This window comes from Jeotgalibaca caeni (assembly GCF_028863945.1).
Lineage (GTDB): Bacteria > Bacillota > Bacilli > Lactobacillales > Aerococcaceae > Jeotgalibaca > Jeotgalibaca caeni.
In genome coordinates this window covers 1-18,921 of sequence record NZ_JARBEA010000006.1, presented here as the reverse complement: position 1 = coordinate 18,921, position 18,921 = coordinate 1, and the positions used below count along the sequence as shown (strand labels likewise).

The following is an 18,921-nucleotide window of genomic DNA, read 5'->3' as shown; positions in this document are numbered from 1 at the left end:
CTTATTCATTTTCTTCAAATGCAAGGGAGGCTAATTTCGGTGAGAAATCTTTCTTAATTTCTGCAACGATTTGATCAAAGAAGAAGTTATAATCAATGCCGCCCACTTCCACAATGAATCCAGCTTTATTCGGAATTGTTTCAGAAGCAATCGTAAGAGCTGGTTTGGTTTCTTCTAATGAAGATACGAATGAAGGTGTGAAATAGTGTGCTGTTTTCTTCCCTGGAACAATGTTCAAATCAGAAGCATCAAATTGTTTTAAGACCGATTGAACAAATGACTGGAACGTTACTTCATCCCATTCTGTCATTTTTTCAATTGCGCTTTGATAAACCTTTGATAAAATTCGTTGTTTTTCGGCTAGCAGTTTATTTCTCTTCGCATTCGCCAGAGACTGTGATTGACGTTCGAAAGCTTCTTTACTACGAGATTCCATCAATTCCGTTTGCACTCTTTGATGTTCTACAAAACGCATCCGACTTTCTTCCAGCTTCAAAGATAGCTCTTGTTCCTTTTCAACAACCTTTTGTTGTCCTTCTTCTTTCACACGTTTCAATATTTGACTTGATAGTGCTTCTAATTCTTTCATAGACCCCTCATCCCTCCATTCATGATTAACCGTTTAGAACTAGTAGGAAGGAAATAACAAATCCTAGAATCGCGTAGGTTTCAACCATCGCAGAATAGATAATCCCTTTTGTATTGTGTTCTTCTCTTTTTGCCAAAATTTGTAGAGCAGCAGTTGCTACGCGTCCTTGAGCGATACCAGAAGTTAAACCAGTAAAAGCAATTGGTAGAGCAGCCATCAACATGTACAAGCCATCTTGGAAAGCCATGTCACGAGACATATTCAAGTAAATTAAGAAACCAATAACGAATCCATACAAACCTTGCGTACCTGGAAGTAGTTGTAGAATCAAAGACTTACCAAATTTTTCTGGTTGTTCTTTAATCAAAGCAGTAGCCGCTTCACCGGTCATCCCTACTCCACGAGCTGAACCCCATCCAGCAAAGATTACAGCACAAGCAATTCCTAGGGCAGCAAAGATAAATCCTCCGTTATTCTCGATAAAAAATTGTAGCCATGTTTGGTTTTCCATGTTTTTATTCCTCCATTTTATCTTTCAAAATTATTTTTTAAATCAATATATTCTTCTGACGTGCGTAAAGGTTCGAGGGATTTTCCTCCACCTTCATAAAACTTACCAAAAAATTCGACAAACATCAGTCGGGCACCATGCACATAAGCACTCAAACTTGATAACCCGATATTCACTGCATGCAATACGATAAACAGGAGAATTCCTACTGTAAACCTTGCAGCTGGTGGCAAGAACTCAATAATCATATTGAATGCTAACCCAATACTTCCTCCTGAAACTCCAAGAGCCATCAAACGGGTATAACTAACGATGTCACCGACATAACCGGTAATCCCATATAAGTTATATAGACCAACCCCAACTCCCAATGCTTTGTTCTTAGTAGCTAAAGCAGACGCTACAATAATCGCTACGGCACCAAGAATGGCGATTCCGCCACCAACTGTAGATAAGGTTTGGTTTGGAATTACGAGGTTTGCAACAACTAGCAAGATAATACCAGCAAAAATTGTCAGCCAGCCAATCCCTTCTGAAACTGCACTATGCAAATCTCCATCTCGCAAATACAAATACGTTTTTATCCCTAAGCCAAGCAAGATTTGAATGACTCCAAAAACAACGGAAATCAACAGAATCGTATTGACATCATCCATGATGGATAATGGGACAATCGGCAGTTCTAAGCCAAAGAAGGAACCATAAATTAATCCCCACATAATGGTCGCATAAGAGAGAAGTTGGAAGAATTGCATGTTCTTCTGCATTCCCTTTTTCAAGTGGAAAAATTTCAGTGCAACCGTTGTAGCAATTAGCATTAACAATCCATAACCAGCATCCGCTACCATCATTCCGAAAAACACAAAATAAAAAGGCATCAGGAATGGCGTAGGATCGATTTCATTATATTTTGGCATGCTGTACATCGCTGTAATGTTTTCAAATGGTGCTACAAATTTATTATTTTCCAATACAATTGGAACACTCGCATATTCTTCTTCTTTTACATCATCTACCAAAAGGGCATAGCTTTCTAATGAGAGCTGTGCAGAGATTGCTTCTTGGATCCAAGGCACTTTCTTTGCTTCAATCCATCCTTCTAATACAAATAGATTTGGCTCGTCAATCAGTAAAAGTTTTCCGCGTAGACGTTGCAAGTGGGAATAGCTCATTTCTACTAAAAGCTTGAGTGACCATTCTACATCATCTTGTTTCGATAATTTTTCTTGAATGGCTTTTTTTCGAGCTTTTCGTTCTCCTATCTCGTTCTGGATCCGAGTAATTTCTTCTTTCGGCGTTTGACTGAAAGGATACTCCAAACGGAAGAAATGATTTTCTTCTAATAACTGGCGTACTTCCTGCTGTTCCCTCGCATCAAAAACAACGGTCACTCCGTACTCTTCTTTTGTTTGAAAAACTTCTTCCAAGAAGAACAAATGACTTTCTCGTAAATGGCGAATGAAATCATCAGAGGTAGTTTGGGGAATCGTTCCAGTTAAGGATTGAACATAGTCATTTGAGGATGCTTGATTGGGAACATACGTCAATTTCTGCCACTTCGACAAGAAATCTTCCTCTTCTTGAAGACGGCGTAAATCTTGGTTAATCACTTTTAATTCAGAACGTGCTTCTCTTACTACTTGAAGAGTTTCCTCTCGATTGACGTTGGCTGTTTTTTCTTCCAATTCCAGCATTGTAAGAGCCGCTCTTGGTTCACGCATTTTTGCCAGCATAGATTTCTTCGGTAGATATTCTTGTAGAAAATGAAGTTGACTTTGTAAATCGTCATACTCATTTTCTAAGCCTTTTATCTCTTTTTCGATTCTCGCTTTCTCAGTAGAATCGATGGATGGTGCCTGTTCGTATTCACTGGACAGGTCAATTAGCTCAATGCTTTGAACTCCTTGAATCGTCTGCATAATCGTGTCTTTGTTGCTTTGATGCGAAATGAGCATCATTTTTTTCATTTTAGCGATTGCCATACTGTTTCATCACCTCTTTAATAACAATATCGACAAGTGTGCTTTCTTTATTTTTATAGAGACGTTCGAGTGACTGAGTTTCTTGTTCAGTTTCCTTGTCAAATTTTCTTTCTAACTGTTGCAACTTTTCATCACGCTCTTGATCTTGCTTTTTTTGGAGATCGCGTAAATCTCGATCGATGTTTGCTTTCATCTCAGCAATTTTTGTCGTAGTATTTTTCTCCATATCTGTTAACTTCTGCTCATAAGACTGTTTCATCTCTTGAGCTTCTTGCTCTATTCTTCTTACTTCTTCAATTGTGTTCAAGCATATCACCCCCGCCGTTTCTAAAAATAATAACACTAATAATAATATTATAGCCCCTTTTCAACAATCATTCAAACCTCCGTGATCCGAATCGACCTTCGAAAAGAATATAGTTAATAGGAAGAAAAAGAACGAAAAAAAATTTTACTTGCATTTACGAACAGATGTTCTATAATAAGGATATACAAACAGACGTTCGGAGGCACTGACATGGAAAACTACTTTGAAAATCCTTTTCGCTCCTTTCTAAAAGAAGTTTCACAACAGCCATCTTCTATCCAATCAATTACGAATCCTGCTCTTACGGAGACCGTAATGCCTTTATATCAAGTCATCCGCTTTGCACATCAAGCCTATGAGAAGAATCAACTTGTTTCCATTACAATTGAACAGAAATTACCAAATGGGAAGTATACACGATCGCTCTTAAAAGGAACCTTCCGTACAAGAGTGAATCAAAAGAAGCAAATCACTTTTTACTCCCACAACCATTCCGTTTTACATCTCTTAAAAGTCGAGCAAATTCTATCTATCCAATTACTGAATCCTGCCGTTTCCTAAAATAAAGGGAGACCCGAAGCGTTCCATCTCCCCCCATCCTAAAGATGGAGGAGATTACACATCCTTCGGGTCTTTTTGTACCAATTTTTACCCTTAAAGAATCGGGGACAACAATCTGGAGAACGATTGCTTGAATTTACGCCATTTGGATTGCTTTTGGAAATAAGCGGCATCCACTTGCTGGCTCTTTTGTAAATCCCGTTTGAAGTGATGAATCAGTTCTTGAGCAATTTTTGAATCGTACATAAACGCATTAATTTCAAAATTCAACTTAAAGCTTCGTACATCCATATTTGCCGACCCTACACTGGAGATTTCCTCATCCACGATTAATACTTTTGAATGGAAGAATCCATCTTTATAAATAAAGACGTTTGCTCCATACTCCAGAATGTCTTTCGCGAAGTATTCGGTTGCTCGGTACACAAACGGATGGTCTGGTTTAGCCGGAATCATAATATTTACTTCTACACCCGATAAAGCGGCAATTTTGATGATTTCATGTACACTGCTGTCTGGAATAAAGTAAGGTGTTTGAATGTAAATTGATTTTTTCGCTTGGCTGATCATCTTGATGAAACCCATTTTAATGGCTTGCACATCATTTTCCGGTCCACTTGCTACAATCTGCATGGCTGTATTTCCCACTTTGGGCGCAATCGGAAAATACCGGTCTTCGTCTCCTTTTAGGTCTGCTTCAGAGACAACAGCATTCCAATCCATAAAGAATCGGCTCTGCAGGGTCAGTACGGCGTTCCCTTGGATACGCATGTGGGTATCGCGCCAATTGCCTAACGGCCCTTTCCCAATGTATTCTTTCCCAATATTGAAGCCGCCCATGTATGCTACTTTTCCATCAATTATCATGATTTTACGGTGATTTCGGTAATTCATCCGCAAGTTCACAAATGGGATGCGAGAACCAAAGAATACGTGTGTTTTACCGCCTAATTCCTCCAACCGTGAGAAAAAGTGTCGATCATTACCCCTGCAACCTAATGCATCGAAAACAACTAATACTTCTACACCAGCAGCGGCTCGTTCTTCTAACGCAGCTACTATTTTTCTGCCGAGTGTGTCCGAACGAAAGGTGTAATACAACAGATGGATATGGCTCTGCGCTCTTTCTATATCGGCAATAAATTGCTGAAACTTAAGGTCTGCGTCTGTAAGAATCTCTACTTTGTTTCCTCTGGTTAGGATGGATTCATCACTCTCTAGAAATAAGATAGCCGTATTAACAAGATTTTCGTCATCGTCTCCTGGTCCATCCCCTTCGTTTTCTTCCAGCAGTTCTTTTTGCACCACTGCTAATTCGGACATCCCCAAACTCTTTTGCATCTTGATGTCATAAATCTGCCCAGCAGTCATTTTCTTGCCGATAAACAAATAAATAATGAACCCAATGCCGGGCAATAGAGTCAATGTCAGAAGCCACGCCCAAGTAGCTGCGACATCTCTTTTTTCATGAAACACGGTATAGATGGCACCGATAATATTGAAAATGAAAAATAGAAGAAGAACCTGTTGCCATATATTCATTGCACTCACTCCGCTCCTGATTGTTTCTATAAGAATAACAAAAAGAGATAGAATTCAAATTCCTATCTCTTCTTGCACATTAATCATTTAGTAGTCTTGATTTCTCTTTCCTGCTAAGGAAACGGGTATCTTTCGGGACAAACATGTTTGGTGCTGCCTTAGCAAGTACAAGCAACAGAATTGCTGTAGTAGCGAAGGTCAGCAAGAAAGAAACTCCGTCCACCTGAAGGAAGGATATAATTGAATTTTCGTTTAGTAAAACCGAATCAATCAAGATCCAAACGAAGTAAATGAACGCACCAAAGAATGATGCAGTCGTAATATTTAAGGCAGCATTGGAAAATCGCTTATTGTGCAAGGTACGTTGAGTGAACTTTGCAAAAAAACCACTGATTCCAATAAATGCCAGAGGACCAAATTCTCGAACAATATTCGACGCAACATCGTCACCTGTGCTAGTAAACAGGTAGGCAAGAATACCCGCCAAGGCACCAGCAAATAATCCAGGCACCAGTCCTCTTCTTAAACTAATATATACCAACGGAATCACTGCCAATGCAATGGTGTATTCTCCTATTGGTAGAGAGATAAATGTTAAAAGGAGCGCAACAATCGCAGCTGCGATTCCTTCTATCCATCCTTTTAAGCTACTTGAACCCATTCATCTATTCGCTCCTCTACTATAATAAATTACTCTTTTACGTAACTGGATGCTTCCATAATAATCGGCAAGATTACGGGACGACGTTTTGTTTTTTCAAACAAGAACTTACTTAACGAATCACGAATTTCTTGTTTAAGCGTTGCCCAGTCAAAATCCTTTTTCTCTAAGTTTTCTTCCACTACTTTTGTAGTAATATCCGCACTTTCCTTAATCAATTCCTCGCTCATCTTCATGTAAACAAATCCGCGAGAAATAATTTCTGGACCTGAGAGAATCTTGCTTTGACGGCGAGAGATGGTTACTACCGCAACAAAAATTCCATTGTCAGCGAGCAGTTTCCGGTCGCGCAAAACAATATTTCCAATATCGCCTACTCCGATTCCGTCAATCAATACATTGCCTGCCGGAACTTGACCAGACATCCTCATTCTGTTGTCTGCATATTCAATAACATCCCCTTTTCCAGGGATAAAGATATTCTTGAAGGAAATGCCTACTTCATTCGCCAATTCTGCATGAGCAGCAAGCAAACGGTACTCTCCCTGAACAGGGATAAAGTATTGTGGTTGTAGTAAGTTCATCATTAATTTCAAGTCATTCGGTGTCGCATGTCCTGAGACTTTTAAGTTATCGGAAATTTCTTCAACCATTGCACCTGCACGGTAAAGCATATTCTTTGTTTTAGCAACCAGTGTTTCCATCGCAGTTGATGGAGTTGTTGTAATATAAACAAGATCGCCTTCCTTGATATTCACTTGTTTATGCTTATTCGTTGCCATGCGTTGCAAGGTTTCAATTGGCTCTCCACTCTGCCCCGTTTCCAAAATAACCAGTTCATCATCACGATATTTGCTTAAGTCTTTCTCCGTTACCAGTACTTCTTTTGATGGCAGGATCAACTTTTCAAGTTTAATCGCTACATCGATGGTTTCGATCAACTTGGAACCTGTTAGGAAGATTTTCCGTCTGGTTTGGTAAGCAGCATCGAATACTTGTTGAATTCGCATAATATTGCTTGCTACGCATGATACGATTACACGTCCACCTGCATTGTTAAAGGTATCAATAATTTTTTCTGTTACACGTAAATCACTGACATTCTCTTCAATTGATTCTGCATCGCTCGAATCACTCAATAAAGCCAGAACTTTGTTTTGTCCAATCTCGGTAATGCGTCCGAAGTCTGTACGATACATCTTCGTTGCACTTTGGTCAAACTTGAAGTCTCCTGTATAAACAATGGCGCCCTCTTTTGTATCGAGACAGATTGCTACAGAATCTGGGATTGAATGGGTGGTACGGAAAAATTTAACCGTTACATTATCAAATTCAATCTCTGTTTTTTCATTGATCACGTGATAATTATTGAAGCCAGGCGCTAATCCTGTACTCTCTACATCAATTTTAGCCAGCTCAATCGTTAGTTCAGTACCAAAGACTGGAGCATCAATGTTCTCTAAAAAGTATGGGAGAGCTCCTACCGCATCCTCATGACCATGCGTTAGGAAAATCCCAGCAATTCTGGCTTTATTTTCTTCTAAGTAAGTGAAGTCGGGGATGACCACATCAATCCCTAATAACTCAGTTTCTGGATGCAACAAGCCGCAATCCATTACGAAAATAAGCTCGTCCACCTCTACTACATACATATTTTTACCATTTTCACGCACTCCACCTAAGGGAATGATTTTTATCTTACTCATATTGCACCTCTTCTTCTTTTTCGCTGTCCTTTTAGGAAAAAGACTTTCTATCAATACTTCTAGTTGGGTTGAGGCTTCAGACGATTTTGTTCTATCCTTAGAAGCGCAATCGTTTCAAGTCTCATCACGAAGAAGACTCTTGATCATTTTTCTTTTTTCAAATCATACAGACTGTATAAACCGTTCAATCAAATTTATCCTTCTCCCATTATACAATATTCATGAAAATTATGTACTAAAATGCAAAAAAAGAGTCTGACAAAACGTTTTTTCCAATCCGTTTGCTTGCTTTATATAGAAGAAAAAAGGAGGGAACGAGTCCCTCCTCTCTATAACAACTTCATTTCAATCATCTTTTCAGCAATTTGAATCGAGTTCCAAGCTGCCCCTTTGACTAAATTGTCGCTGACAATCCACAAATGGAATCCTCTTTCATCATTCGGATCCTTGCGAATGCGCCCGACAAATGTATCTTTTTGCCCAGCAGCATGAAGAGCTAGTGGATAATCTTGATTGGTTGGATCATCTTGTAAGGTGATTCCCGGTGCGTTCCGTAAAACTTCACGCAAGGATTCCGCTGTTACTCCGTCTTCTTTCACTTCGACATAGACCGATTCGGAGTGTCCATATTTCACAGGAACACGTACACAAGTAGCAGACACCTTTAAGTCAGGTCGTCCCATGATTTTCTTCGTTTCATTAATCATTTTCCATTCTTCCAATGTATAGCCATCTTCGCCGAATACATCGATTTGAGGAATCACGTTAAAGGCAATCGGATAATGCTTCTTGTCTGAAGCAGCTGGAAGAATCGCTGCCTCAACCGCATCTTCTCCGTTCAGCATCTGTTCACTCTGTTGATCCAGTTCGTCCAATGCTTCCAATCCTGCTCCGCTCACGGCTTGATAGGTAGACACAATGACACGGTCCAAGCCAAATGCCTCTTCAATTGGTTTGAGGGCTACAACCATCTGGATTGTCGAGCAATTCGGGTTGGCAATCAACTGTTGATGTGTGTGTAACGCATCGGGGTTCACCTCAGGAACCACAAGCGGAGTTTGTTCATCCATCCGAAAAGCACTCGTATTATCAATGACAACCGCTCCACTCTGACGTGCAGCTTGTTCAAAAGACTTTGTAATCGCCCCTCCTGCACTGAAAAGAGCAATGTCGATTCCACTAAAAGAATCCGCTGTTGTTTCCTCTACGACAAGTTCATGACCACGAAAAGGGATTTTCTTTCCAGCAGAACGTTTCGATGCAAGCAATTTTAAGGAACCAACAGGAATCGCTGTGTCTTCTAGCAACTGAATCATTTTTTGTCCAACTGCTCCCGTAGCTCCGACAACAGCTAGGTTATATTTTTTCATTAGGTAATCACGCTCCACTTTTATTGATGTCCATCTATTGTACCACAAAATGAGTGTTTTCTAATTACTTTTCTCATAAAGAAAAAAGAAGCTGGAATCATTCTCCAGCTTCTTATACAGATAGTCTAAAATAAAACCGTAACATTTTGAATCGGTACATCGTGGAATGGGTCTTTCCGTTTCTTTAAGAACGGCAAAGCTAAGTTCGGGAATAACGCATACATCAATACATCTTCGGTAGATTCTGCTAAATCACCCAACTCTGCTTGCAATTCCGCCATTTTTGGAGCAAGTGAATCGGCGGGACGAGCAGACAATACTTCTTCGTCACCAATGATTTTTTGCTGCATTTCTTTTGAAATCGGTGCAGGTGGTTGACCATATAATCCCTTTACGTAGTCTTTGATTTCTTTTGGAATCATTTTGTAGCGTTCGCCGCTCAAAACATTCATAACCGCTTGGGTTCCAACCATTTGAGACATCGGCGTCACAAGCGGTGGATAGCCTAGTTCAGCACGAACAACGGGTACTTCTTGTAATACTTGCTCGTACTTGTCTTCTTTTTTCGCTTCTTTTAGTTGAGATAGCAAGTTAGACAACATTCCGCCAGGTACTTGGTACAACAAGGTGTTTGGTTCAACATCCATTACTTTTGGATTCAAGATACCTTTTTCACGGAATTCTTCTTTAATTGGACGGAAATGGTCTGCAATTACCTTCAGGCGGTCCATATCAAGTGCCACATCATAACCAAGCTCTTTTAGCGTAATGGCCATGGATTCTGTAGCAGGCTGACTTGTTCCACCAGAGAATGGCGAAATCGCGGTATCAATGATATCTGCGCCTGCTTCTACTGCCTTCAAGTAGGTCATTTCTGCAATCCCACTAGTTGTATGCGTATGAACGTGAATAGGCAAATTGGTTACAGCTTTCACTGCTTTGATTAAGGAGTATGCATTGGCTGGAGTTAAAATTCCTGCCATATCCTTAATTGCAATCGAGTCTGCTCCCATTTCTTCCATTTCTTTTACAAGTGCTACGTAATATTCGTTCGTGTGCACATCACTCAAGGTGTAGCAGATACAACATTGTGCGTGCCCACCAAATTTCTTGATTGCTCGAACAGAAGTTGTTAAATTACGCAGATCATTCAGTGCATCGAATACGCGAATAATATCAATTCCGTTTTCAATTGCCTTTTCGATGAAGCTCTCTACTACATCATCTGGATAGTGCTTATAGCCCAGTAGGTTTTGCCCTCTTAGTAACATCTGAAGTTTGGTATTTTTTACATGCTTCCGAATCGTTCTTAGTCTTTCCCATGGATCCTCGTTCAAGTAACGCAAGCAACTGTCAAAGGTTGCTCCACCCCATACTTCCAAGGCATAGTAGCCTGCTTGATCCAGTTCTTCCAAAATCGGCAGCATTTGTTCGGTAGACATACGAGTCGCTACTAAGCTTTGATGTGCGTCACGGAGAATCGTATCCATGAATTGAACTTGTTTTTGCACGATTACTTCACTCTCCCATCTTGTAGAATCATTTTATCCATTTGTTGAAGCAGTTCGAAAACGGTGTGCGTTCGATTTCTGCCACATGCTTTTGCTGGTTGTTCGCAAATAAAACAAGTGCGGGGGCCCTGCCCGATACTCAAACGGTCCATCGTTTGGGGTTGGTTTGCTTCTTGATAAAGCACATCCATATCCCACAAGCGACCAATGGAAGACCCATTTTCAATTTGAATCATTTCCTTTTTTACGTGTTGAGGTTCGGCTTGGACTACCACAAAGTATTCAGGTCCCGTATGGAGAATCACCGTCTTTTCATAGTGGATGTGCCAGTTATTCTTTTGGATGACTTGTTCGATTTCCCATTTGCCGATTTCAAATAATTGCCGAATGGAATCATTGTTTTTTACGGGACCAGGAATGTTACACTTCAAGGCAACTACAGTAGCGTTTGGATAGTTCGCAGACAACTTGGTTTGAAGAATTGATCGCTGCTCTCTTGTCTCCAGTACCTCCTCCAAAGATGGCTCCCTGCCGGATGAAAAAAACGGTGATTTGCTCATATGGATTCTTCCTCTATTCTTTTACTTCACGAACGACATCAATCACAGATCCATCGCGGTATTCGATTACGGCTACAACTTTTTCACCGTATTCGATTGGATCGGGTGTTCCTACTGTTTGGTACGCTTTTTCTTTCAGCTCTTCAATTGTGTAAACTGGTACACTAATTCCTTTGAGACTTTCGATTAAGTCTGTTCTGCGAGGATTAATAGCAATCCCAATATCCGTTACCACTACGTCAATACTTTCACCAGGTGTGATGACGGTATTTACTTCGTCTACGATACATGGGATTCTTCCACGGATTAATGGGGTACAAATAATACTTAGCTTACTTGCCGCTGCTGTATCACTGTGTCCACCTGAAGCTCCACGAATGAGACCATCTGATCCTGTCATTACATTAATATTAAAATCAGTATCCACTTCTAATGCAGACAAGATCACCACGTCTAGTTGGTTGACTGCTGCTCCTTTGTTTCCAGGATTCGCGTAGAAAGAAGCACTGATTTCATAGTGGTGTTCGTTTTCTTTTAAGGAAGCTGCTGCTCCGCGGTCAAATGATTGGACGTCAATAACTTTTTCGACTAAGCCTTCTTCTAACATGTCCGTCATTTGCTTGGTTAATCCACCTAAACCAAAGCTTGCTTTTACGCCGTCTTTCATCATGCTTTCACGCAAGTAACGAGCTACAGCTAAGGTTGAACCACCCGTTCCTGTTTGGAAAGAGAAGCCTTCTTTGTAGTAAGGAGATTTTGTAATGACTTTATTTGCGTTTTGGGCAATCAGTAGTTCACGAGGATTTGTTGTTAGACGAGTCGCACCTTTTGCAATTCCGTTTGGATCACCAATGGCATCAACTTTTACTACATAATCAACGTGGTTTTGCGGGATACTGATTGGTGTGTTTGGATAAGGAACAAGGTTATCGGTAATAATGACCACTTTATCCGCAAATTCCGCATCAATCTTGGCGTATCCAAGTGAACCACACGTTGCATTCCCGTGAGAGCCGTTTGCATTTCCGTATGCATCTGAACTTGGCGCACCAAGAAATGCTACGTCAATATGAATATTGTCCATTTCGATGGCACGTGCACGTCCACCATGCGAGCGGATGACGACTGGATTTTCCATTAAGCCGTTTGAGATGGCAGCACCTAGCTTGTCGCGTAGTCCGCTGGAAGTAATGTTTGTAACGACACCATTTTTGATGTGTTCAATTAGTGGTTCGTGTACATTTGCTAATGAAGAGGAAGCAAGCGTTAAGTTTTTAATGCCTAACTTCGCAATCTCATCCATCACCATGTTGAGAACAAAGTCTCCTTCACGGAAGTGGTGATGGAATGAAATGGTCATGCCGTCTTTCAATCCAGATTTAATAATGGCATCTTTAACGGAATCAAGTAGTTTCGTTTCTCCTGGGAGAATGGCTTCTACTGTTCCAGCAGCTCTTTTGTATTGTGGTTTTCTTGCGAATTGTCCTTCGAATTCACCAAATTGCTCGGTAATTTCAGCAGGAATATCTTTTCCAAATTTGTTCAATGGCATGTTTACTTATTCTCCCTTCTTATAAACCCCAGCAGCTTCGGCTAACATCAACGTACGTTCAGCACGTTCTACAATTGGTTTATCAATCATTTTCCCATTCAATGCGATTACGCCAGAACCTTTCGCTTCTGCTTCTTCAATCGCGTTCACTACATCGATGGCGTTGTTAATTTCTTTTTCACTTGGGGTGTATACTTCGTTCACGATTGGAATTTGACGAGGATTGATGACAGACTTCCCATCAAAACCAAGTTGTTTTACAAATTCTACTTCTTTACGGAAGGTTTCTTCATCATTTACATCAGAGAATACAGTATCTAGAGCAGCAATTCCAACTGCACGTGCTGCATGAATAATCATAGAGCGAGCAAAGAATAATTCTTCACTGTTACGTTCTGGGAAGCGTCTTGTCTTCATAGCAGTTACGTAGTCTTCCGCTCCAAGCGCAATCCCGATGAGTCGTTTGCTGGATTGTGCGATGGAAAGAGCATTTAGCACACCGACTGGTCCTTCAATCGCAGCCATCATCCGTGTGGAACCTACTTCGCGACCGCATTGTTTTTCTGCTTCTTCAATAACGGCTTCTGTGTCAATCACATCTTGAGCAGTTTCTGTTTTAGGCAAGCGAATGACATCGATTCCTGCGCGTACCATTGCATGAATGTCATCACGGCCGCCCTCTTCTAGTCCATTGATTCGAACTACTAATTCTGTGTTACCGTAATCAATTGTTTTCACTGCTTGATAAACAAGAAAACGGGAGGTATCTTTTTCTTTTAAGGAAACGGAGTCTTCCAAGTCAAACATAATGGAGTCAGCACCGTAAATATAAGCATCTCGTAACATCCCTGCATTACTCGCAGGAACGAACATCATGGTTCTTCTTAAACGTTCCATTCTTCAAATCCCTCCCAATTGTAGTTAGAAGTAATACCAGCAGCACGATGGACAGCAGCCATCGTACGAGCGATAATGGTGCAATCTAACGCGCCCTTATCCACTACTACAACTTTTGCATCTTCTACTTTTAAGTTCTTCAATGTTTCCATTAATACTTCACGAATTCTTCTGCCGAATTGTTTTTCCACACTACTTTGCAAGTCGATTTCAATTCCATGGCCATCATTTTTGTCAATGATAATTTGTAAATCGGAGGATTCTAAGGTTCCTGCGATTGCTTGTCTTTCAATAATCAATATTGTCACTCCTTCTGTTGGATTCGTTGGATAATCTTTTTACCGTCTTCGGTGAGTAGGAATTGATAAGTTGTTTTTGGCAACAGGGATTCAGTCTCTGTTGTTTTATTTTCTTTTATTAATGCACGAACGCGTGAGGCACTGATGACTTCCTTCTCCGCTTCCTTACGAGAAATGATAAGCAGTTCAAGAGAACCAGCAAATTCCGCTTCTAATGCACCGTTATAAATATTGGTCGCAAAGGAGTATGGTTCATCACCTACATAGCGTCGATTAATGGCTAAGCTAGGAGCAATATGATCCCGGAAAATAATGGCGTCTAAACGCGCTTGAATTTCCGTTACATTTGCATCTTCTCTTAAAAAGTAGGATGGGAACGTTTTGGCAGACACCATGTAGTCGCCCGTTCCGTGAACAAAAACATTCTTGAGGTGTTCTGTTCCTTTTTTTACTAGTTGCATACGAATATCACTTGGGAAAACTGATAAATCTTCTGATAAGACAAATACATGAACTACATCATTTTCTTTACTAGCTTTTTCAACTAAATATTGATGCCCTAGGGTAAACGGATTCGCGTTCATCACGATTCCCGCAATATTCTTCCCTTCCTGCTTTTCTTTCGCTAACTCGCTCAAGAAAATTGGAAATCCTTTGGTAGATTTTTCTAAAAACACAAGGTGATTAGGTACACGAGCAATTTCTTGAAAACCTAAATACAGAAAGGATTGAACCGCATCAGGCTTCGTATACACATAGCAAGAAGCATAACCACGGTCAAAAACTTCTGCCATTAAATGGGAGATCAGGGTATTTATTACCCCGCCTCCCGTATATTTTTTGCAAACGGCAATACATTTGAGCACATTCTGATGAAGGGATCCTGTTGCGATGATTCCATCTCCGTCATACATAGCTACCGTGTAGTCCACAGTTTCTTCCGGGCGAATATGCGCTTGGTTCAATAACCATTCCCAGTCTTCTCTTGCCTTGGTACTTTTTTTGATCCACAGGCGTTTGATTTCATGTTCCATCAGAATGTCTCCTTTCTATCATCTATTTCTTTGGGAAGAATTTCAGCAGTCCTAGACTCACCACATAAAGGATGAAGAGAACCAAGAAAACTCCTGGCCAGCCAAATAGTAGAATTTCAAATGCACCAACTAAGTTGTCCATATTTATTGACATCAATAAGCTCCTTTCTTGATAAATCGGATGATTAGCCTCCGAAGTAAGACAATATCAAACCACCAGCAATAACAGATGCAATTTGTCCTGAAACGTTCGCTCCAATGGAGAAGTTCAGTAGGAAGTTTTGTTTGTCTTCATCGATTGCCATCTTCTGAACCACACGAGCAGACATTGGGAATGCGGAGATTCCAGCTGCACCAATCATTGGATTGATTTTTGTTTTTCTGAACAAGTTCAAGAATTTAGCAAACAATACACCACCGATTGTATCCATTACGAAAGCAACTAATCCAAATGCGATAATCATCAACGTTTGTAAATTCAAGAATTGATCTGCAGTCATTTTCACTGCGATGGTCAAACCAAGCAAGATGGAGACCAGGTTAACCAATTCATTTTGAGCAGTTTGGCTCAGACGATTCAATACGCCACACTCACGCAACAAGTTACCAAACATCAAGAATCCGACAAGTGGTAGCGATGCGGGTGCGATAAATCCTGCAACAATCGTTACAATAATCGGGAAGAAGATTAGAGTTGAACGAGAAATTTGTGCTGCTTTATAAGGCATGCGGATTTTTCTTTCTTTTTCAGTTGTAACCAATTTGATTGCAGCTGGTTGAATAATTGGTACAAGTGCCATATAGGAATAAGCAGCGACTGTAATGGGGCCAAGTAAGTCTGGCGCCAGTGCGTTGGCGACGAAAATGGATGTTGGTCCATCTGCTGCCCCGATTACCCCGATCGAAGCTGCTTGCTCTAAGTTAAAGCCGAATAAAACTGCTACGATAATTGTAAAGAAGATCCCGAACTGAGCGGCAGCTCCGAACAAGAACATGAATGGATTTTGCAACAACGGACCAAAGTCAATCATTGCGCCAATTCCGATAAAGATAAGCAATGGGAAGAGTTCTGTTTCAATTCCTGCTTCAAAAAGAATATTTAGTACTCCTTTTGCATCACTACCCGGTTGTGTCACCAATCCGGAGTTGGGGAAGTTTACTAAAATAGCTCCCAATCCCATCGGTACGAGCAAAGTCGGTTCGTACTCTTTTTTAATACCTAAATACATTAAAATTACTCCGATAACCATCATGGTCAGTTGACCAGCCGTTACGGATAAAATACCATCCACAATTGTTTCCAATTTCATAATCCTCCATATCTTTACTTAAAAATTAACGGATAAATACGATTGGTTGTCCTACATCAATTGGACTACCTTTCGTTGCCGTAACTGCTGTAATTGTACCTGCTCGAGGGGCAACGATTTCATTTTCCATCTTCATTGCTTCTAGAACGGCAACTACTTGGTTCTCGCTAACGGTATCGCCTACACTTACTCGAATATCTAAAATGTTTCCTGGCATTGGTGATTCAATCGGTTCACCTTCACCCGTTGTTGGTTGTGCAGCAGGAGTTGGTTCTGGCGTTGGTGCCGGTGCAGGTTGCGCAGCTGCTGGAGCTGGTGTTGGATTTGGCACCATGGATTCAACGGGTTGGCTTTGCATTTGAGATGCGCCTGGTGTTAGCTCTTCCATTTCTACCATGTATTCTTTTTCATTGATTTTGATACGAAACTTTCTTAACATATTAATTCCTTCTTTCTATATTTTTTAACTTATTCTCTCGATACTCTTCAATACAAACTGTGAATCTGGATGATTCTCTGTTGCAATTGCTGCTGCGATGGCGGCGGCAATTTCTTTATCCGTATCAATTCGGGTTACATTGGTAATCTGAAATGTCGAATCTGAGTAATTTCCGGCCGCAATGGAAGAAACAATCACAGAAATAAGTTCGCGCTCTTCCTCTGTCACTGGTAAAGTAAAATCGATTGTTCTGCGGGGAACGGTTGCAGGTGAAGATTGAACTTGACTTTGTGTAGAGGTTGGTTCACTTGTTTCCTGATTACGTTCTTCTTTTCGGCTTGATCTTTTTAACCAATCAAAGAAACCCATTTGGTGCCCTCCTTTTCTATTCTTGGTTACACTTACATTATAGGAGACGAGAGGAAAAAGTCCTTGTTTTTAAAGTGTTTTTGCTGTTTTAATGCTGGTTTATTCAAAAAAGTTAATGGGAATGCCCTTTATTTCGGTTTTCTTGCTCCATTTCTTCTCAACTCGAGTTTGAAGGGGTTTTTTTGGTGTTTTTTCCACTTTGATGTATAGTTGGAACCGTTTTTTTAGAATATACTGAGCTTGTTCAAAAAAAATAGAGGAGTGAACAAAATGTTAACGTTTTTAGCATGGGCTATGATTATTGTCTTTATGACTCTCATTATGAGAAAGAAATTAACTCCTTTCTCTGCATTAATTCTTGTTCCAATTGCATTTGCATTAGTTGGATCATTTTTCGGTTTATACGGCCCTCAAGCCGCAGAATTATTGGAAGTACAAAACCCAACGATTATTGATCAAATCTTGGTTATTGGTGAATGGGCTGTTCTTGGTATTCAAGATGTATCAACCACAGCAATTATGTTACTATTTGCTATTTTGTATTTTGCCATTATGTTGAATGCGGGTCTATTCGATCCAGTAACGAAAAAAATGATTCAATTTGCCAACGGTGACCCGGTTAAAGTATTAATCGCTACAGCAGTCGTTGCAGCAACCGTATCATTGAATGGTGACGGAACAACGACTACTTTGATTACCTGTACGGCATTTATTCCGATTTACAAAAAGTTGAATCTGAAAATGATGAACTTAGGTGTTTTGATTATTATGATGAACACGATCATGAACTTGCTTCCTTGGGGCGGTCCTACAGCACGTGTTATTTCCGTTCTAGCACTTGACGAAGGTGAAGTACTTCAAGCACTTGTACCAGGAATGATTGCTTCTATCCTCTTCATGCTTGGTGTAGCCTACTACCTTGGTATCAAAGAAAGAAAACGCATCGGTATTGTTGAACTGAGCGACACAGAAATCGAAGAATTAACTCGTGTTGACGATCCAAAAGAATTGGCATTGAGACGTCCGAATAAAGTTTGGATTAACGCAATCATGACCATCGCTTTGATCTTCATGTTAATCAGAGGAACATTCCCTTCTGTATTCTTGTTCTTAGTTGGAACCGCATTAGCTCTTGTTATTAACTACGATAAGTTGAAAGACCAAAAGAACCGGATCCAAGACAACGCTGGAGACGCTGTTCAAGTAGTAATCCTTGTCCTTGGTGCTGGTATCTTCATGGGTCTGTTTACAAACTCTGGAATGGCACTAGCTCTTTCTGACAGCTTGACATCAATTATCCCTGAAAGTTTCGGACGTTGGTGGGGCCTATTGGTTGCAGTTCTATCTGCTCCTGGTACATTCTTCCTATCAAACGACGCATTCTACTACGGCGTACTTCCAGTGTTGGCTGAAGCTGGAGCACAATACGGCTTCACTACACTTGAATTAGGAATTGCGTCCTTGTTAGGTCAAGCATTCCACTTACTTAGCCCACTTGTTGCTTTCATTTACCTTCTTCTTAACCTTACTGGTTTGGATATGGGCGAATGGCAAAAAGAATCTGCGAAATGGGCATCTGGAGTCTTCATTATCTTCATTGCTGTCGCAGCGATTACTGGAGCAGTTCCTCTGTTCAAATAAAATAAATCGAGTAGGAGGAGCCTCACGGCTCCGACCTCTCACACCACCGTACGTACGGATCCGTATACGGCGGTTCAATA

The 18,921-nt window shown here is 40.6% G+C and carries 20 protein-coding genes; 2 read left to right on the top strand and 18 right to left on the bottom strand.

What is annotated here, in order from left to right:
* Position 1: 1 nt before the first annotated feature.
* The 4 genes from PVE40_RS02135 to PVE40_RS02120 are packed head-to-tail and all read right to left on the bottom strand — an operon-like array spanning position 2 to position 3,389.
* Positions 2-589, bottom strand: coding sequence for a V-type ATP synthase subunit E (locus PVE40_RS02135; protein ID WP_274730221.1), 588 nt, complete (start codon positions 587-589; stop codon positions 2-4).
* A 25-nt stretch (positions 590-614) separates the two neighbouring features.
* On the bottom strand, positions 615-1,100 hold the full coding sequence (locus PVE40_RS02130) for a V-type ATP synthase subunit K (protein ID WP_274730220.1): 486 nt from the start codon (positions 1,098-1,100) through the stop codon (positions 615-617).
* Between the two features lie 17 nt (positions 1,101-1,117).
* The gene (locus PVE40_RS02125) at positions 1,118-3,082 is read right to left on the bottom strand and encodes a V-type ATP synthase subunit I (RefSeq protein WP_274730219.1); all 1,965 of its coding nucleotides are present in this window, start codon (positions 3,080-3,082) and stop codon (positions 1,118-1,120) included.
* The gene (locus PVE40_RS02120) at positions 3,069-3,389 is read right to left on the bottom strand and encodes a hypothetical protein (RefSeq protein ID WP_274730218.1); all 321 of its coding nucleotides are present in this window, start codon (positions 3,387-3,389) and stop codon (positions 3,069-3,071) included. The genes PVE40_RS02125 and PVE40_RS02120 overlap by 14 nt, the downstream gene beginning before the upstream one ends.
* 210 nt (positions 3,390-3,599) lie before the next feature.
* Here PVE40_RS02120 and PVE40_RS02115 point away from each other — a divergent pair, with 210 nt between their 5' ends.
* Positions 3,600-3,950: a hypothetical protein gene (locus tag PVE40_RS02115; RefSeq protein ID WP_274730217.1), complete on the top strand. Its 351-nt coding sequence runs from the start codon at positions 3,600-3,602 to the stop codon at positions 3,948-3,950.
* A 93-nt stretch (positions 3,951-4,043) separates the two neighbouring features.
* Here the strand turns inward: PVE40_RS02115 and cls are convergent, their stop codons facing one another.
* From cls to PVE40_RS02045, 14 genes are all read right to left on the bottom strand, one after another.
* A complete protein-coding gene (gene cls / locus PVE40_RS02110; RefSeq protein ID WP_274730216.1) occupies positions 4,044-5,492 on the bottom strand; it encodes a cardiolipin synthase in 1,449 nt (482 codons plus the stop codon).
* A gap of 79 nt (positions 5,493-5,571) precedes the next feature.
* Positions 5,572-6,153, bottom strand: a complete 582-nt coding sequence (locus tag PVE40_RS02105) for an energy-coupled thiamine transporter ThiT (protein ID WP_274730215.1) — start codon at positions 6,151-6,153, stop codon at positions 5,572-5,574.
* A 29-nt stretch (positions 6,154-6,182) separates the two neighbouring features.
* Entirely contained in the window at positions 6,183-7,859 is a 1,677-nt protein-coding gene (locus PVE40_RS02100; RefSeq protein ID WP_274730214.1) for a ribonuclease J, read from the bottom strand.
* A 329-nt stretch (positions 7,860-8,188) separates the two neighbouring features.
* A complete protein-coding gene (locus PVE40_RS02095) occupies positions 8,189-9,229 on the bottom strand; it encodes an aspartate-semialdehyde dehydrogenase (RefSeq protein WP_274730213.1) in 1,041 nt (346 codons plus the stop codon).
* Between the two features lie 125 nt (positions 9,230-9,354).
* Complete coding sequence (locus PVE40_RS02090) at positions 9,355-10,740, bottom strand: oxaloacetate decarboxylase subunit alpha (protein ID WP_274730212.1); 1,386 nt, start codon at positions 10,738-10,740, stop codon at positions 9,355-9,357.
* 2 nt (positions 10,741-10,742) lie between these two features.
* The gene (citX, locus tag PVE40_RS02085) at positions 10,743-11,300 is read right to left on the bottom strand and encodes a citrate lyase holo-[acyl-carrier protein] synthase (protein ID WP_274730211.1); all 558 of its coding nucleotides are present in this window, start codon (positions 11,298-11,300) and stop codon (positions 10,743-10,745) included.
* Positions 11,301-11,313: 13 nt separating this feature from the next.
* Positions 11,314-12,852, bottom strand: a complete 1,539-nt coding sequence (citF, locus tag PVE40_RS02080; protein WP_274730210.1) for a citrate lyase subunit alpha — start codon at positions 12,850-12,852, stop codon at positions 11,314-11,316.
* A gap of 6 nt (positions 12,853-12,858) precedes the next feature.
* Positions 12,859-13,749: a citrate (pro-3S)-lyase subunit beta gene (citE, locus tag PVE40_RS02075; protein ID WP_274730209.1), complete on the bottom strand. Its 891-nt coding sequence runs from the start codon at positions 13,747-13,749 to the stop codon at positions 12,859-12,861.
* Positions 13,737-14,048, bottom strand: coding sequence for a citrate lyase acyl carrier protein (citD, locus tag PVE40_RS02070; RefSeq protein ID WP_274730208.1), 312 nt, complete (start codon positions 14,046-14,048; stop codon positions 13,737-13,739). The genes citE and citD overlap by 13 nt, the downstream gene beginning before the upstream one ends.
* Before the next feature lie 5 nt (positions 14,049-14,053).
* Complete coding sequence (gene citC / locus PVE40_RS02065; protein ID WP_274730207.1) at positions 14,054-15,082, bottom strand: [citrate (pro-3S)-lyase] ligase; 1,029 nt, start codon at positions 15,080-15,082, stop codon at positions 14,054-14,056.
* A 22-nt stretch (positions 15,083-15,104) separates the two neighbouring features.
* On the bottom strand, positions 15,105-15,236 hold the full coding sequence (locus PVE40_RS02060) for an OadG-related small transporter subunit (RefSeq protein WP_274730206.1): 132 nt from the start codon (positions 15,234-15,236) through the stop codon (positions 15,105-15,107).
* A gap of 31 nt (positions 15,237-15,267) precedes the next feature.
* The gene (locus tag PVE40_RS02055) at positions 15,268-16,386 is read right to left on the bottom strand and encodes a sodium ion-translocating decarboxylase subunit beta (RefSeq protein WP_274730205.1); all 1,119 of its coding nucleotides are present in this window, start codon (positions 16,384-16,386) and stop codon (positions 15,268-15,270) included.
* Positions 16,387-16,417: 31 nt separating this feature from the next.
* Positions 16,418-16,831 (bottom strand): biotin/lipoyl-containing protein, encoded by a 414-nt coding sequence (locus PVE40_RS02050; protein ID WP_274730204.1) that lies wholly within the window; start codon positions 16,829-16,831, stop codon positions 16,418-16,420.
* Between the two features lie 24 nt (positions 16,832-16,855).
* A complete protein-coding gene (locus PVE40_RS02045) occupies positions 16,856-17,200 on the bottom strand; it encodes a hypothetical protein (protein WP_274730203.1) in 345 nt (114 codons plus the stop codon).
* Positions 17,201-17,470: 270 nt separating this feature from the next.
* Between PVE40_RS02045 and PVE40_RS02040 the strand changes: the two genes are divergently transcribed.
* Positions 17,471-18,841 (top strand): CitMHS family transporter, encoded by a 1,371-nt coding sequence (locus PVE40_RS02040; RefSeq protein ID WP_274730202.1) that lies wholly within the window; start codon positions 17,471-17,473, stop codon positions 18,839-18,841.
* Positions 18,842-18,921 lie beyond the last annotated feature (80 nt).